The organism is Enterococcus sp. DIV0170 (genome assembly GCF_051710765.1).
GTDB lineage: Bacteria > Bacillota > Bacilli > Lactobacillales > Enterococcaceae > Enterococcus_A > Enterococcus_A raffinosus.
Genome location: NZ_JBIOLG010000001.1, coordinates 952,755 through 968,827, shown reverse-complemented (window position 1 = coordinate 968,827; position 16,073 = coordinate 952,755). Strand labels below are relative to the sequence as shown.

At 39.6% G+C, this 16,073-nt stretch carries 14 protein-coding genes; 4 read left to right on the top strand and 10 right to left on the bottom strand.

Annotated elements, in window-relative coordinates:
• The first annotated feature begins 12 nt into the window (after nucleotides 1–12).
• The 3 genes from IGI50_RS04615 (at nucleotide 13) to IGI50_RS04605 (ending at nucleotide 2,654) form a co-directional block, all read left to right on the top strand.
• Nucleotides 13–945 carry a peptidylprolyl isomerase gene (locus IGI50_RS04615; RefSeq protein WP_438776305.1) on the top strand — a complete coding sequence of 311 codons (933 nt, stop codon included), beginning with the start codon at nucleotides 13–15 and terminating at the stop codon, nucleotides 943–945.
• 106 nt (nucleotides 946–1,051) lie between these two features.
• The gene (locus IGI50_RS04610; RefSeq protein WP_438776304.1) at nucleotides 1,052–1,879 is read left to right on the top strand and encodes an NUDIX hydrolase; all 828 of its coding nucleotides are present in this window, start codon (nucleotides 1,052–1,054) and stop codon (nucleotides 1,877–1,879) included.
• Nucleotides 1,880–2,174: 295 nt separating this feature from the next.
• Nucleotides 2,175–2,654: a DUF2798 domain-containing protein gene (locus tag IGI50_RS04605; protein WP_438776303.1), complete on the top strand. Its 480-nt coding sequence runs from the start codon at nucleotides 2,175–2,177 to the stop codon at nucleotides 2,652–2,654.
• Nucleotides 2,655–2,677: 23 nt separating this feature from the next.
• On the opposite strand, the gene IGI50_RS04600 is transcribed toward IGI50_RS04605, so the two are convergent.
• The 5 genes from IGI50_RS04600 to IGI50_RS04580 all read right to left on the bottom strand — a co-directional run bounded on the left by IGI50_RS04600 (nucleotide 2,678) and on the right by IGI50_RS04580 (nucleotide 8,502).
• Nucleotides 2,678–3,076 carry a hypothetical protein gene (locus IGI50_RS04600; protein ID WP_438776302.1) on the bottom strand — a complete coding sequence of 133 codons (399 nt, stop codon included), beginning with the start codon at nucleotides 3,074–3,076 and terminating at the stop codon, nucleotides 2,678–2,680.
• A 40-nt stretch (nucleotides 3,077–3,116) separates the two neighbouring features.
• On the bottom strand, nucleotides 3,117–3,935 hold the full coding sequence (locus tag IGI50_RS04595) for a prenyltransferase (protein WP_438776301.1): 819 nt from the start codon (nucleotides 3,933–3,935) through the stop codon (nucleotides 3,117–3,119).
• Nucleotides 3,936–4,041: 106 nt separating this feature from the next.
• On the bottom strand, nucleotides 4,042–5,109 hold the full coding sequence (gene rlmN / locus IGI50_RS04590) for a 23S rRNA (adenine(2503)-C(2))-methyltransferase RlmN (RefSeq protein WP_218256896.1): 1,068 nt from the start codon (nucleotides 5,107–5,109) through the stop codon (nucleotides 4,042–4,044).
• Between the two features lie 247 nt (nucleotides 5,110–5,356).
• Nucleotides 5,357–6,139, bottom strand: coding sequence for a glycyl-radical enzyme activating protein (locus tag IGI50_RS04585; protein ID WP_438776300.1), 783 nt, complete (start codon nucleotides 6,137–6,139; stop codon nucleotides 5,357–5,359).
• A gap of 14 nt (nucleotides 6,140–6,153) precedes the next feature.
• Nucleotides 6,154–8,502: a formate C-acetyltransferase gene (locus IGI50_RS04580; RefSeq protein WP_438776299.1), complete on the bottom strand. Its 2,349-nt coding sequence runs from the start codon at nucleotides 8,500–8,502 to the stop codon at nucleotides 6,154–6,156.
• 177 nt (nucleotides 8,503–8,679) lie between these two features.
• Here IGI50_RS04580 and IGI50_RS04575 point away from each other — a divergent pair, with 177 nt between their 5' ends.
• Nucleotides 8,680–9,438: a DeoR/GlpR family DNA-binding transcription regulator gene (locus IGI50_RS04575; RefSeq protein WP_438776298.1), complete on the top strand. Its 759-nt coding sequence runs from the start codon at nucleotides 8,680–8,682 to the stop codon at nucleotides 9,436–9,438.
• Nucleotides 9,439–9,475: 37 nt separating this feature from the next.
• On the opposite strand, the gene IGI50_RS04570 is transcribed toward IGI50_RS04575, so the two are convergent.
• From IGI50_RS04570 to IGI50_RS04550, 5 genes are all read right to left on the bottom strand, one after another.
• Nucleotides 9,476–10,567, bottom strand: a complete 1,092-nt coding sequence (locus IGI50_RS04570) for a PTS fructose transporter subunit EIIC (RefSeq protein ID WP_438776297.1) — start codon at nucleotides 10,565–10,567, stop codon at nucleotides 9,476–9,478.
• 11 nt (nucleotides 10,568–10,578) lie between these two features.
• Complete coding sequence (locus tag IGI50_RS04565; protein ID WP_010746576.1) at nucleotides 10,579–10,890, bottom strand: PTS fructose-like transporter subunit IIB; 312 nt, start codon at nucleotides 10,888–10,890, stop codon at nucleotides 10,579–10,581.
• A gap of 44 nt (nucleotides 10,891–10,934) precedes the next feature.
• Complete coding sequence (locus IGI50_RS04560; protein WP_438776296.1) at nucleotides 10,935–11,396, bottom strand: PTS sugar transporter subunit IIA; 462 nt, start codon at nucleotides 11,394–11,396, stop codon at nucleotides 10,935–10,937.
• 3 nt (nucleotides 11,397–11,399) lie between these two features.
• Complete coding sequence (locus tag IGI50_RS04555; RefSeq protein ID WP_438776295.1) at nucleotides 11,400–13,346, bottom strand: BglG family transcription antiterminator; 1,947 nt, start codon at nucleotides 13,344–13,346, stop codon at nucleotides 11,400–11,402.
• Between the two features lie 307 nt (nucleotides 13,347–13,653).
• Nucleotides 13,654–16,056, bottom strand: a complete 2,403-nt coding sequence (locus IGI50_RS04550) for a DNA translocase FtsK (protein WP_438776294.1) — start codon at nucleotides 16,054–16,056, stop codon at nucleotides 13,654–13,656.
• Nucleotides 16,057–16,073 lie beyond the last annotated feature (17 nt).

Sequence of the window (16,073 nt, the reverse complement as noted above, 5' to 3'; positions counted from 1 at the left end):
TGTAGCAAAGAAATGAAAAAAAAGATTCTTTTAGCCACTGCTGGCTTACTTAGCGTAGTTGTACTGGGGGCTTGTTCAGGAAGTTCTAATCAAGACATCGCAACAATGAAAGGCGGAAAAATTACCGTCGAAGATTTCTATAATGAAGCGAAAAAAGAACAAACAAACCAAAGTTTAGTTCGTAATATGATCATCTACAAGGTTTTCGAAAATGCTTATGGTGACAAAGTAACCGATAAGCAAATCGACAAAGAATACGATAAGCAAGCAAAACAATTAGGCGATAGCTTCGAAAGCCAATTGAAATCTGCTGGCTATACCAAAAAATCTTATAAAGAGTATTTGAAACAATCACTAGCTTTCCAAGAAGGGTTGAAATCTCACGTGAAGATCACAGATAAGGATCTAAAATCGGCATGGGATTCATTCCATCCAGAAGTAACTGCACGTATTATTTTGGCAAGCAGCGAAGATGAAGCAAAAGAAATCAAGAAACAACTAGATGATAAAGGCGATTTTGCTAAAATCGCAAAAGAAAAATCACAAGATTCAACAACAAAAGAAGATGGTGGAGAAATCAAATTTGATTCACAATCATCGACCGTTCCATCTGAAGTCAAAGAAGCAGCCTTCAAATTGAAGAATGGCGAAGTTTCTGATGTAATTACTGCGATGGATTCATCTACTTACCAATCAAGTCACTACATTGTCAAAATGGAGAAAAACTCTTCTAAGGGCAATGACATGGATAAATACAAAAAAGAATTGAAACAAATTGCTGAAGATACAAAAATGGCTGACCAAACCTTCTCTTCTGAGGTTATCGCAAAAGAATTGAAGAAAGCCAACGTGAAGATCAAAGATGATTCATTCGAAAATATTTTATCTGACTTCTTAACAACAAATAGTTCAAGCAAAAAGGCTACAACTGAGTCAACAAAATAATTCGTATAAAGCAAAAGGGGAATTCCAAGCGGAGTTCCCCTTTTTTAGTTATTCATGCTACAATAAAGTAGCGAATACTTATAGTAAGAGGATGGGTGAACAACGCATGAAAAAATTTGCCTCTAAAGAAGCAGAAAAAGATTATTATGAACACGAAGCAGATGAAGCTGAATTCGTCGCTTGGTATAAAGAACAAGATCATCCCGAATATGACAAGCCTTCTGTCACCGTTGACATTGTCATTATGGGCTATAACAAGGAAGAGGATCAGCTGAAAATATTACTGATTCAACGTCGTGGAAACCCCTATCGGAATTCTTGGGCACTGCCTGGCGGCTTCGTCGAACGCAATGAATCAACCAATGACAGTGTTCGGCGCGAAACCGCTGAAGAAACTGGATTGACCATTGGTCGCAAGAGTGTCGAGCAGCTTCATACCTTCAGTACACCAAATCGTGATCCTCGTGGCTGGGTAATTACTGTCAGCTATTTAGCATTTATTGGTCAAGTACCACCAACGGCTGGTGATGACACACAAGATGCCCGCTGGTTCAATCTTGAGCGTCATGGTGAAACGATTTCTTTAACCAGCGATGACATTTCAATTGAGATTGAGCTAGAGGCTGGAAAATCGGTCGGAAAAGATACCTTAGCCTTTGACCACAATGAGATCATTCGTAAAGCCTTTAACCGAGTGGTGAATAAAATGGATCATGAACCACTAATTCTACAAGTTTTAGGAGATGAATTCACCATCACTGAAGCACGCAAGGTGTTTGCGAAATTTTTAGGGGTTGATTTCAAAACAGTGGATCATTCTAATTTCAAAAAAGCAATGCTGCAATATTTTGATGAAATTGGTGAACGCCCTGTCGGAATTGGCCGTCCTTCAAAGATTTACCGTTTAAAAGACGAGATTGGTGAAAAAAAATAAAATTTTTACTTACATGAAATTGAAAACTGTGTATATAATGGAAAAAGCAAAAAACGTCTTTCCATAACGCAGTGAAGATTCCCAAAGTGGTCATCGTAGCGAGTTATACGATGGCCGCTTTTTTGTGAGTTCTGCCTTTCGCAGACAATCAAATAATGAAACGAATACATTCTTTGCTACATTTTATTTAAAGTTCCGTTTGATATATAGCTTCCACTAATATCTTTGTTCAGGTTATCGAAAAACGTTTTCTTTCTATAAAAGTTGCTGTATTCAAATTAATAGGAGGATTTTTATGCCAAGTAATAAAAGAGAAAGTTTTGTTTATACAATTATGATGTGTTTTGTGATGGTGTTCTGGATGAGCTTGTACAATATTTATTTACATTCAGGAGCCTTCACTTTCGAAGTTCTTAAATTAGCCTGGCTCGGCTTGCCGCTAGGTTATTGCTGTGCTTTACTGTTGGATTGGTTTGTCGTTTCGGGTCCTGCAAAAAAAATAGCCTTTAAACTTCTACCAACCTTTGCTAGCCCTTTACGTAAAATTTTAACCATTTCCACCTGCATGGTTTTGCCAATGGTCTTTTTTATGTCACTATATGGTACTCTTGAGGTACTAAGCCAAACGCACGAATGGCATTTGCTATTCATTATTTGGGGAACGAACATTTTGAAAAATCTTGTTATGGCTCTACCATTTCAAATACTAATCGCAGGTCCACTTGTTCGCAAAGTTTTCAGAAGAATTTTCCCTGTAGGAACAATCACAGCCTAAAGAAAAAAACAGTCGGAAACACGTTATTCGTGTTCCCGACTGTTTTGCTTAATGAATGTTGCTAATTGTTCAGTGAGGATATATACCTGCTTTTCAAGAATTGCCACTCGCTTTTCTAACTCATCGTTTAAATTCTGTCCTCGCTCCTTTTTTTGAGGAGAATATCTTCTTGGTAACCCTGATGACTCATAGTGCTCTAAAAGCTCTGGGATTCTTTGATTGTCAACGATGACTTGTGTCGTAATCAAGATCTCGCCATCTTCGGTGACCCGCCGATTTGTACTAGTCTCCATTCCTTCTAACGCATTTGGCCCTACCACGTAACCCGTCAGTTCCTTTACAATCATTTGATTTTCCTTTAACCAGCCATAAAACATATTTTGATTGAGCCCGTATTCTCTTTTAATCTTAATTAATTTCATTCTGCACCTCCCTAATTACTAAAAAGAGACGCAAAAAGAGCTATATTGCTAAATTATCCAAAATTTCTTGATAGCGTTCCGTTGCCAGATCACTCGTTTGGTCCTTTTTACAAAAACTCAATTTTCGTAATTTAGGGACAACTCGTTCCACAATGATTTGTCCCTCCTTCGTTTTTTCCTTCAGTGCTTCAAATGCTTCTTTGAAACGTACATCCTGTCGGGCCTTTTCATAAAAGGACAGTACATAGAGATAATAAAAGAGATCATATCCGCGAAACGGATACTCTACCTGCATAAATAAGGTTCCGATTCCATAGTGGCAAGGACCAATTGGTGCTTTTGTCTCCCAATGGTGCAACAAAAACTCTACCGCATCATCGAGTTCCGCTTCTTCAATGAATTTTGTCCGACGAAAGAGCTCTAATGCATTTAGTGTTGGTAATGGATTAGAAAACTCTGTCTCTGGTCCTCGTCCAAAATAAAATTTTTTGCACCACCAGCCGCCGTCTTCGTATCGAGTCGAGAGCAAATACTCTTGTGTTTGCTTCATTCGCGGATCATCCTCGTGTCCCAAACGAACCAAAAGAGTCGCTGCCGGGATCGTTTGACAGGGGAAAACGGCGCCTTTTGGATAAAGTTTAAATTCACCAGGTTCACGCCAGCTTTCCCATATAAGTTCTGCTACCTGCTGCAGAATTTCTTCCTGCGGATCCATCCCTAACTCCAATAGGTATTCCGCTGATTCTAAACAAGAAAACGGCGCCCCTTTGCCTAATCGCCTATCCTCTGTCGTCCAATAATCCCATCCTTGATCATACCGATGAGCTAAAATTGCTTGAATGTCTGCTGCTTTATCCATTTTATTCTCCTTGAATGCCCTTTCTTTTCAGTGTATCATAGTCATTCCAGTTATTTTCGTGATTAATTAAAAAAACTTCCTCACTAAAAATGAGGAAGTAAGCTATTTATTTAGCTGTTGCTTTTTTCATTTGTTTACTGCGTAATTGTCCGCAAGCTGCGTCAATGTCTGTTCCATGTTCCTTACGAATCACACAATTGATACCATTCTTTTTCAAAACATCGTAAAAGCGTAAAACATCTGCTTTACTACTACGTGAATATTGGTCATGTTCACTGACTGGATTATAAGGAATCAGGTTCACATAAACTAATTTTTTCTTGTTCTTCATCAGATCCGCCAATTCCTGTGCGTGATCTGGTCGATCGTTCACTCCAGAAAGCATGATGTATTCAAAGGTGACTCGACGATTTGTTTCTTCTATATAATAGTCAACAGCTTCCATCAATTTTTCGATGGGGAAACTACGATTGATTCGCATGATTGATGAACGAACCTCGTTATTAGGCGCATGCAGTGAGATTGCCAAGTTCACCTGTAAGCCATTTTCTGCGAACTTCTTGATCTTAGGAACCAAACCACTTGTGGAAACCGTGATGTGGCGTGCACCGATTGCCATCCCCTTATCATCATTAATCACATTTAGAAAGTCCATGACATTTTTATAATTATCAAATGGCTCGCCGATCCCCATAACCACGACATGGGAGACACGCTCCTCTTCACCGCGTTCATCAAAATAATGCTGTACCAACATAATCTGAGCAACAATTTCACCAGCTGTTAAATCACGCTGCTTCTTCAATAATCCTGAAGCACAGAAGGTACAACCGATATTGCAGCCCACTTGAGTCGTTACACAGACAGACAATCCGTATTCTTGACGCATCAAAACAGTTTCGATCATCAAATGATCCGGTAATTCAAATAAATACTTGACCGTTCCATCGCTGGCTTCCTGCACAACTAATTGCTTTAATGGATTGATAACAAAATTTTCTTCTAACAGAGCAATCGTTTTTTTCGATAGGTTGCTCATCTCCGCAAATTCAGTTACACGGCTGCGATATAGCCATTCCCATACCTGTGTGGCACGGAATTTCTTCTCTCCATGTTCTAAAAACCATTCGACCAATTCTTCTCTTCTTAAACCATAAATTGAGGGTTTTTCCAAGGTGTTACCTCCTACTACATTCTACCGAAGCGCTCGCTCATTATTAAAGGACAAGCAAGCTCACTAATAAGATCAGAAATTTCAAAAAATTTCTCTTCGTACGTCTTCCGCTTTTCGTAACATTCGAAAAATGGCGACATTCGCTACATACTATAACCGATTCACAAGGAGAAAACAATCAACTTTGGAAAAAAGAAAAGAATTCACAAACTCGGTGTTCCAGAAAAAAAGAGAGGTAGTTACCCTCTCATTCCAATCCGTCAATATTTGCAGCGATCCCCTCACGTTCAAACAGTTCTTTAATCGTATCAACTTCTACTTGAGTCAAGGCTTGAACCTCTTTCATATGATATTCCCAACCCAGATACTCATATTTACTGCTGCCGTATTGATGGAACGGCAGCAAATGTACTTCTGTTACCTTTCGTGCAGTCAAAAATCTAATTAACTGCTGAATATTGCTCTTGTTCGTCGTGTATGAAGGGATTAATGGAATTCTCGGAATTAATTGGAGCTGCTTTTGTGTTAAAAGATAGTCAAAATTTTCTTCTACGATTTTAGAATCCAATCCGATAACTTTTTTTGCTTCGCAATGGTCCATAATCTTCAAGTCGAATAGTACTTGATTAACTACAGGAGCAATCTTCTTTAGTCGTTCAACTGGAAAACACCCAGTTGTTTCGATAGCCGTATGAATACCAAGGTCTCTCAACTCCCGTAAAAATTTTTCGGAAAAATCAGCCTGCATCAAAACCTCTCCACCAGATAAGGTTACACCGCCGCCAGACGTGCGGTAAAAAATCTCATCCTTCAGTACTTCATCTAGCAAGTCGTCGATTGAACGCCATTGCCCAATTTGTTCTGTTTTGCCATTTTTCTTCCAGCTAACAGGCTCTACATTTTTTTGTGACTCAGGATTGGAACACCAAGGACAGCGCAATGGACAGCCCTTTAAGAAAATCAATGTACGAATCCCGCCGCCATCATGTACAGAATAACGTTGAATATTAAAAACTAACCCTTGATCCATTTCTATCCCTCATCCTACAATTGATGTTCGACACGCGAGATAATGTCATCCTGAATTTGTTTGTTCAAATCTACGAAAAAGGCACTGTAGCCTGCGACACGAACCAATAAACCTGAATATTTTTCTGGATGCTTTTGTGCTTCCAGTAAGGTTTCTTTTGATTGAACATTGAATTGAACATGTTGAATTTTTAATTTAGTAAACGCCATTAAGAAATCAGCAAATTTGTTTAATCCCTGCTGTCCCTTCAAAGTGTTTGGCTGAAACTTCAAATTCAACAAGCTGCCATTGACGGTCAAATAATTATCTAGCTTACTGACTGATTTTAATACCGCGGTAGGCCCTAAATGATCTCTTCCAACCATCGGTGATAAACCGCCATCAGCTAATTGTTCCTGTGCTTTACGTCCGTCAGGTGTCGCACCGACTGCTTCTCCTAATGGTATATGAGCAGATACTGTATAAGCACCCGGGATAAATTTACCGCCCCTTACATTTTCGTATTTTTCTAACTCTTTAGCATAATGACGAAACAACTTTGCTGCGATAATATCTAGCTCTTCATCATCATTGCCGAATTTTTCAAAGTCTTGAATCACATGTGTTTGCAAGTCAGCATACTCGCCTGAAAAGTTTGCTTCTAACGCCTCTACTAACTGACTAAAGCTCATCTCTTTCTTTTCAAAAACCATTTTTTTGATAACATATAGAGAGTCGCTTAGATTAGCCTCGCCGATGCCTTGCACTCCTGAGAAATTATAACGTGCGCCGCCTTCTGTAACGTCTTTGCCCTTTGCTAAACAATCATCGATCAACACAGATAAAAAGGGTGTCGGCGCATAATGGCGGTGACCTAAGTCAACAATGTTTGAGCCCTTGACTACTAGTTCAACATAATAATCAATTTTCTTTTCGATCGTCTCCACCAATTGGTCATAGGTTAATTCAGCATCATCTCTTAACTCATACATACTCAATTCCATAATCCTTAGTAAGTTAAACAGTGCGATATCGTGCAGTCCGTAAGTTTTGCCAGGAATCGAGGTCTCGACACAGCCCACCGTCGCATAATCCCGGGCATCATCAAGGGACACTCCTTTGCTCAAAAAGGCTGGAACACAAACCTCATCGTTAAATAATTGTGGAATGCCTGTCCCCAACCGAATCGTCTCGACAGTTTTAAGCAAAAAACGTCTGGGAATTAATTCGTTCATACGTACCGATAAGTTTGGCTGCGGCAATAAGATCTCATGATAAAGCTCCAACATTACAAAAGATAGCGGGTTTACCGAAGTATGTCCTAATTCATCTAGTCCACCTAAAACAACCGTATAGCCTGTTGGAAATCCAGCAAAACATTTGGCACTACTCTCAGAACGCAAAAGCACAACATCATTTGTCTTAATATAAAAGTCTCCCAGAACTTCGTAGAGGAATTTTTCATCCACTCCTGCTTGCAGTGACATTTGATAAAAAGGATACAAATATTGATCCATTCTCCCTAAAGAAAGGGATGAAGCATTTGATTCATATTGGCCTACAATACTAGTCATCCATAATAATTGCAGCGCTTCGTAAAAAGAATCAGGTTTTTCATTACTTAGTTTGCGACACATTTCAGCGATCGCTTGCAGTTCCCGACATCGTTGCTGGTCTTTTTCGCTTCTACTGCTCTCTTCTGCTAATTCTGAATAGCGGATAAAATGATCTTTCATCGCTGTAAATACGATTTTACCTGCCTGATAGAAATGATTATCTGGCTCTTCACTAATTTTTTTCTCTAATAGAATAAGATAATTCCCAATCCCTCGCGATAATATTCCTGGGAAATCCATAATGATATGCCCTTGGCCTTTATCTGTTTGATTCAGCTTGAAAACTTCATCCTTCACCGCCCTTTTCACTTCAACTGTCAGTTCACCATTGATAAAATCCTTCATCGAACGTTTTTCCCAATAAGGGTATAGCTCTTCCCGATAAATTTTTTTATCTGCCTCAGTAAATTCAAATTGATCTTGTGGACGTGAAGCGATCGTATTAATTTCCTGCATAATCCAATAGGGATCCATCTCGGGTGAAAGAATTCCTGACCGCGGACGAACCGTCCGGTTTCCCACAAGCAATTCTCCTTCACGAATACTAATTTCCACCTTTTCAAGGATATGAGCGACCGCTTTTGCCCGACGAATAATTGTGGGTTCACCTTCCGTCTGACGATAGCTTTCTGTGTAAAGTAGTGCACGTTCTAAGGAAATTTGGCGTTTCTCTTTGAAGAGATGATCCTTCATCATTTGAATACGTGGGTTCCCTTTCACTACTACATTGGCAATATTTTTTTCATGATTAATAACTCCCGTTCCCAAGTTTTTCACTCCTTTTTTATTTCTATTTTCCATTAGTATAGAAAGTTTTTTTACTTCAAACCATAGACTTCTTTGAAATACGAGAAAAAAGTTGGATTTGTTCAACTTTTCCCAAGTTTTAGATTGTTTTTGTTGGATTCTCATGCTACCGTAAATGAAAAACGGGAGGATTGATGAATGAAAGCTGCTGAAATCGCAAAACGTCGCAAACAAATCACTGAACTTTTATATCAACAAAAAGAGATCAAAGTTCTTGAATTAGTGAGAAAATTTCAAGTCTCCGATGAAACCATCCGAAAGGATTTAGCCTATTTAGCTAAAGAAGGAATATTGGAAAAACACCATGGAAAGGCCAGATTGATACTTGAAAAAGAATTGGCTCCTGTTTTCCAACGAACGACACAGTTTCCTGAAAAAAACAAACTCACGCAAGCGGCTATGAGGTGTATTACTTCAGAAGATTACACGATTGGCTTAGACCAAGGCAGCACCTTGGCCCTGCTCGCTAAAAAAATGCTTTCTTTAGAAGAGAAGCAAATTTTCACTAGCTCCTTAGCAGCCATTACTCAGTTAGCCAGCGGTCACCATAAACTTTTTTGTTTCGGCGGTGAATACTCTCCTGACGATATGGCTTTTCGCAATAGCGGCAGTGAGATCTACCCGGATATTCAGTTCGATCTATGTTTTTTCGGCTCCAGCGGGGTTAAAAATCGTAAAGGTTTTTGCACCTCTTCGCTGATTGATGCTGAAGCTAAGCGACGAATGCTAAAAAAATCTACTAAAACAATCGTTCTGCTTGATCACACAAAGTTTGAAAAGACCTCCCTCGTTCAAGTTGCTCCTTGGTCTGAAATCGATATCGTTATCTCAAATAAAGAGCTCCCATTAGATTACGAACGAATGATCCGTGCATACGCAAAATTGATTTTAGTTTAAAAAAGATGCGCCGAGCATTTGTCGGCACATCTTTTTACTACATAATCTCAATATCTAGATCAAAATCGTCTTCCAGAGTAGCTGCTTGCATGGATTCATCAACAATCGGCTTCTTCAAAGCAATGACGATTCCTGCTGTAATGACAGAACCAATCACTGTTCCGAGAATATACACGAACGGATTTTGTGCAACTGGCGCAACAATCCATCCACCCCAAGGCGCTGGGTTACCAGCACCTAGAACCATCACTATAGCCGCTCCAATAGCACTACCGATCATATTTGCTGGAATGCAGCGTAGAGGATCTGCTGCAGCGAAAGGGATCGCTCCTTCTGAAATACCAACCATTCCCATAACGATCGCTGCTTTACCTGAATTTCTTTCCTCTACTGTAAATTTCTTAGGTGCAACTATTGTCGCTAATCCCATGGCAAGCGGTGGAATGCAGATTGCCGCTCCAATTCCCGCCATGATCGTTAACGCGGTTTCACTAGGCAAACCAGTTGCAGGATTGATCGTGCCTACCATTGCAGAACCAAAGCTAAACGCTACCTTATTGATTGGACCGCCCATATCGGAAGCAATCATTGCTCCTAAAATTAATCCTAAGACTACCAAATTTCCAGTCCCCATGGATTCCAACCATTTAGTTAATGCCGTCATCAATGTGGCGATTGGCTGACCAATCACCCAATACATCAAAATACCAACGATCAATGTGCCAAATAATGGAATAATAAAAATCGGACCTAATGAACGCAAACTAGATGGCAATTTAATTTTCTTCAGGTAAAAAACCACAACCCCGGCAATGATCCCTGACAAAATCCCCCCTAAAAAGCCTGCTCCAATATTGCTAGCGATCAATCCGCCAATAATCCCCGGTGCCAATCCTGGACGATCCACCATTGAAAAGGCAATATAGCCAGATAAAATTGGTACCATCATGCCAAGTCCTGTAATACCAATATTCGCGATGTCGGCTAACCAGCCTTTATCTGGCACAGAAGCATTTCCAGAAAGCAGCACGCTCAGAGCCAATAAAATTCCACCAGCTACAACGAATGGAATCATGTAGGAGACGCCGGTCATCAAATTTTTTCTTGTATTTTTTAATAGTTCTATCATTCCAGTTCCTCCTATTTTGCTAATTTTTGTTGGAGTTTTTTGACAATCGCTTCTCCTTTGTTGATGCAATCACCTGCACTCACACGGACTACTGGTTTTCCTTTGAAGCGTTCTTCGTTTTTAATTCCGATGTTATTGGTCAAAATCACCGCATCCGCACTTTGGATCTGATCCATTGATAATTCATCTTCGATTCCGATCGATCCCTGTGTTTCGACATGAATTTCAACGTTGTTCTTTTTCGCCGCTACCTCTAAGCTTTCTGCAGCAAGGTAAGTGTGGGCTACGCCTGATGGACAAGCAGTTACAGCAACTAATTTCATAGTTTTCGCTCCTTTATATCATTTAAATTTGTTTGTATTAACTTTTATACTAAGACGCCTGCCAAGCTATCATTAAGCAGTTCGACGATTTCGCGATCACTTGAAGCCTGTTTTAAAGTGTCACGAAACTCTTGATGAACTAATTTTCTTGATAATCCAGCGATTATTTTCAAATGCTGATCCCCTTGACATTCTTCTGGAACCGCCAATAAAAAGACTAATCCAACACTTTCACCATCAAGACTTTGCCAATCGATTTTAGTGTTCAAGCGTCCGAAGGCTACGGTTGTCTCTTTGACATGGGGACTTTTTCCATGAGGAATCGCGATCCCAAAGCCGATACCTGTTGTCGTTAAATTTTCTCGTTCCACGACACTTTCAATGTATCCGGCATGATTATGTAGTCGTCCTGCCTGATTGATTCGATCTGCTAGAATACTGATGGCACTCATTTTTGAATCCGCATCAACTGCTAAATCAACTAATTCTTCGTTAATTACTTGCATGTTTTACCTCCTGATAATATTGTTATAAATCTCTTTTGCATTTCTTTCTGCGAAAAAATTTTTCAACTGTTTCTCTGATTGGACGATTTTATGAATATCAGTAATTACACCACGAACAAGTTTACGGTCATTTTTTGCAATACACATTAAAAATACATAATATACTTTTCGCTGGTCCCAAATAATCGGCTGTTCAAGAGTGACGACGGCAATTTTTGTTTGCAGAACATTTTGAGGAGACGCATGAGGAATTGCTACACCTGTTGCTAGTGCCGTTTCACCAATTGCCTCACGGTCAAAGACTTCTCTGCGAAAAGCCCTTGTGACTATCTGCTTCTTCTCTAAACGATCAATCAACCAATGTAAACAAACTTCCTTATCTGAAAATTTTTTCTGTGTGTAAATATACTCCAAGTCAATTACCTTCTTCAAAATAGATAATTTGATTTCCTCGGCTTCCTCTGCATCTTCTGAATAAAATAAATGTGCGTAAAATGCTGTGATATTTTTAATATCTTCTTGGGTAACTAAGGTAGAAACCGTAATAATTGGTTTATTTATCTTTTCTAACTTAATGGAAGAAATAACCAGATCAACATTGCTCAAATTTTTCTTATAAAGTTTATCTACTGATGTAACTTCAGCCGTATCCTGTGCCGGTAAGATTCGTTTAATTTTATTAAAAATCAATTCGGAAGTGCCGATACCGTTTGGACAAACGATTAAAATCTTTTTACCATTTTGACTTTTTTCCAATGAAACTTGAAAGTACATTGCCACTAAAGCGACTTCTTCATCATTAAATTGGACACCCAATTTTTCTTCCACATTTGCCAACGCATACCACGTCGCACTGAAAGTAATTCCATACTGATTCCTGATTTCTTCGACTAATGGATTCGTAATCACGATCCCCATTTTTAATCGATAGACCATCGGAACAAAATGACTGGCAAATCGTTCAGATAGTTGCGTGTCTGCTAAGAAATCAATTTGCATCATTTCACTCATATTTTTTAAAATCGCTTGGATCGTGCTTGCATATTTCTCATAACGCTTCTGTTCTTTCGTATTTGGCTTGACTCCGTACCCGACTAACTGACGATTCACATAGGAAACATCGTCTTCGTCGAAATCAACCGTTATGATTTCCGCAACCTTTTCTAATAACTCATTTGCCATCAAAAACGTATCAATCAGTTTTATTTGATCAAATAAAAACTCTTTTTCCTCGATATGCTTCCCTTTACTCAACCGAAAACAAAAGACAAGTAGTCGAATAACGAGCGATTTTACATACTGTTCTGGAATACAGAAATCTATTTGACTTCTCCACTTCCTTACTTGTTCCAATAGAACTTTGACTAATTGTTGCGGTAGCAACTGAAATAATACGTATTGCGTTGGTTCATCAAAAAGCTGATCCGTATCAATACCCTGAACATCCAAATAATCTTCACAAAAACGAAAGAGACTATTTTGAATTTCCTCCTCATTCCCGATGATTTTCGTTCCGCGTTTTGAGGATGACAGTATCAAACGATACTTTTCAGTAATTTTCTCCAAATCGCTAACAATCGAGCTCGGGCTCACATGAAACTGTTGTGCAAGCTTCTGCTGCGTCACAGTCTTATCCTCGATCAATAGTTGTTTCACAATCTGCCATTGACGTTCCCGCGATTCAACCACCGCTTCTTGTCTGGCTCCGGTAATTTGTTCTAAAAAGTGCAGTTTCGCTTCGACTGTACCTCTTAAATGAATACCAAGCCGTGGTTTCTTTTCTAAGAAAAGCTGTTCCTTTGGTAACAAAGCTTGAATCTTTTCCAAATCAGAATAAATGGTTCGGTTTGATTTTTCCAACTTCTCTGAATAAAAAGACACCGGCAGATATTGCTCATTCTGTACAAGTAAATGGATTAATTTTTTTTGCCGTGGATTCAACCCTTTCATTTTTATTCCTCCAATTGTAAGCGCTTATCAATCTAACAAAAAGATAGCACAGGGTTTTTCTATTGTATAACACATAAAAGTTACACATTAATGTTGAAATTTATTCTTTCCATCAATTTCAAGTCCAAATATTTCTTTATATTTCCACTTTAAACCCTATACTATCAAGCTTTTTACAAATTCTGCCTATAATGAAAGTCGGAAAAATAAACAGACAGATTCAGTCCCAATTAGTTTCCGTTATGCACATATGTGCAACTGCAAAATACAAAAAAAGCTTTGCCAAAAATAATTTGGCAAAGCTTTCCTATTCATCTAATGGATTTTCTGGTTCTTCCTCAGCTTTTTGCAAGAGTACTTCACGTGGTTTACTACCTGTTGAAGGTCCGATTACTCCGTGTTCTTCTAGCTCATCAACGATTCGAGCTGCTCGATTGTATCCAATACGGAAACGTCGCTGCAGCAATGAAATACTAGCCGTTTGCATATCCACCACTAAGGCCTTCGCTTCTTCGTATAATTCATCCTGAGGTGTTTCCGAAGGTGACGAGGTGGTTTCCTCTGTCGGCATCATTTTTTCTTCGTAATGAGCCTCTTGCTGATCGGAAACAAATTCCACTACACGTTCTACCTCATGGTCTGAAATAAATGCACCTTGAACACGGATTGGTTTGTTTTCACCCATAGGCAAGAACAGCATATCCCCGCGCCCTAAGAGTTTTTCAGCACCATTGCTGTCGATAATTGTCCGCGAATCTGTCCCGCTGGAAACGGCAAACGCGATTCGCGAAGGCACATTCGCTTTGATTATCCCAGTAATAACATCAACACTTGGTCGTTGTGTGGCTAAGATCATATGAATCCCAGCCGCACGGGCCATTTGTGCCAAACGTGTAATGGCATCTTCTACTTCGTTACTAGCAACCATCATCAAGTCAGCCAACTCATCAACGATTACAACGATGAAGGGAAGAATCGGGCGATTTTGTCCATCTTCTAAATTCTTTTGAATGACTAATTCATTGAATCCAGAGATATTACGAACACCGGTAGCCGCAAATTTTTCATAGCGTTCTTCCATTTCCTGAACCACTTTTTGCAGAGCCTGTGCTGCTTTTCGCGGGTTCGTAACAACCGGAGTCAACAAATGGGGAATACCGTTATAGACATTCAATTCAACCATTTTCGGGTCGATCATCATTAGTTTTACTTCATTTGGTTTTGCCCGCATCAAGATGCTGGTGATAATTCCGTTAATGGAGACAGATTTCCCACTTCCGGTTGACCCTGCGACTAGTAAGTGAGGCATTTTTGATAGATCCGCTGTTTGCACCATCCCAGAAATATCTCGACCTAAAGGCACTTCTAGCAGCTTATCTGGATGATTCGGCTGCGCCTCAATGATGTCTCGGAAGGAAACCATGCTGATAGTACTGTTAGGTACTTCGATCCCAATCAATGATTTCCCAGGAATCGGTGCTTCCATCCGCACATCTTTCGCCGCTAGGGCCAAAGCAATATCATCTGTTAAATTCACGATCTTGCTGACTTTCACACCGACTGCTGGTTGAACTTCAAATTTGGTAACCGATGGTCCTAGGCTTGCTTTAACCACTTTTGCATCTACACCAAAGCTATTAAAGGTTTTTTCCAGCACTTTGATATTTTGCTCGATTTTCTTATATTCATCGCTTTGATCTGCAGCAGGAATCGAGTCTAACAAGGTTGAAGGCGGCAACTGATAATCGTGATCCTCTGGTTCCGCATTGATCTCAAATTCCAAATCACCTGGATCTTCAATGTCCTCTTCATCGAAGGATTCTTTTTTCATTGGTGCTGGAGGAACAGTCGGCTCTAGGTTTTCCTGGAAGCCTTCAATTGGAACTAAAGTCATCTGTTCTGGTTCGTTGACTAAGTGCTCTTGGCTTTCTTTCGCTAGTTGTTCCCCTGGTGTCATTGAACGTACCTTGTTCTTCTCGCGCTCCGCCCGTTCAGCTTCTTTTTTGGCTTTTTCAGCTGCCTGCTTTTCTGCCTTAGCCTGAGCCTTTTGCGCCTGTCGTTCTTCCTTTTTAGCCGTTTTTATCGCTTTTTTCTCATCTGACTCAGTGAATTTCTCTTGCATTGTTTCCACAAAATTTGATAAATAGTCAATCACTTGATTGAATTCTAGCTGACTAAATAAGAATCCACCTAAAATTAATAGTAAGACCGCAATCAAATAACTTCCAACTTGGGATACTAAGAAATGAGTTAGACTATACAGCACGCCTCCCAGCATGCCTCCGCCGACATTTTGCGTAATTTGATTTCCTAAGAAATCCGTCATCAATAAATCCCATGTGATCTTCAAAATATTGGGGTCTTTGCTTTGCACATTAGCAAATAAACGAGCATGGATAATCAGCAGAATTCCCAAATAGAAAACACCGATTCCGATCCAGCGCCGCGGCTTTGTCAATCGCAATTTCGTATTCTTAGCAACAAGCAGCCCGCCATATAGACCCAAAAGTATCGCAAGAAATTGATACGTATTCCCACCGACTAAGCGTAATACATTTGCAATCAAATTTCCTAAAAATCCTAGCTTAAACAGGGAGAAGACTGCGAATAAAATAAATAAAAGCCCAATGCCTATAATCAGGCGCTGTTCTTGCAGTTGTTTTTGTTTTTTTGTTTTTCTTTTTTTCTTTGTACGCTTCTTTTGCGCCATGCTATCCCTCTTTCCAT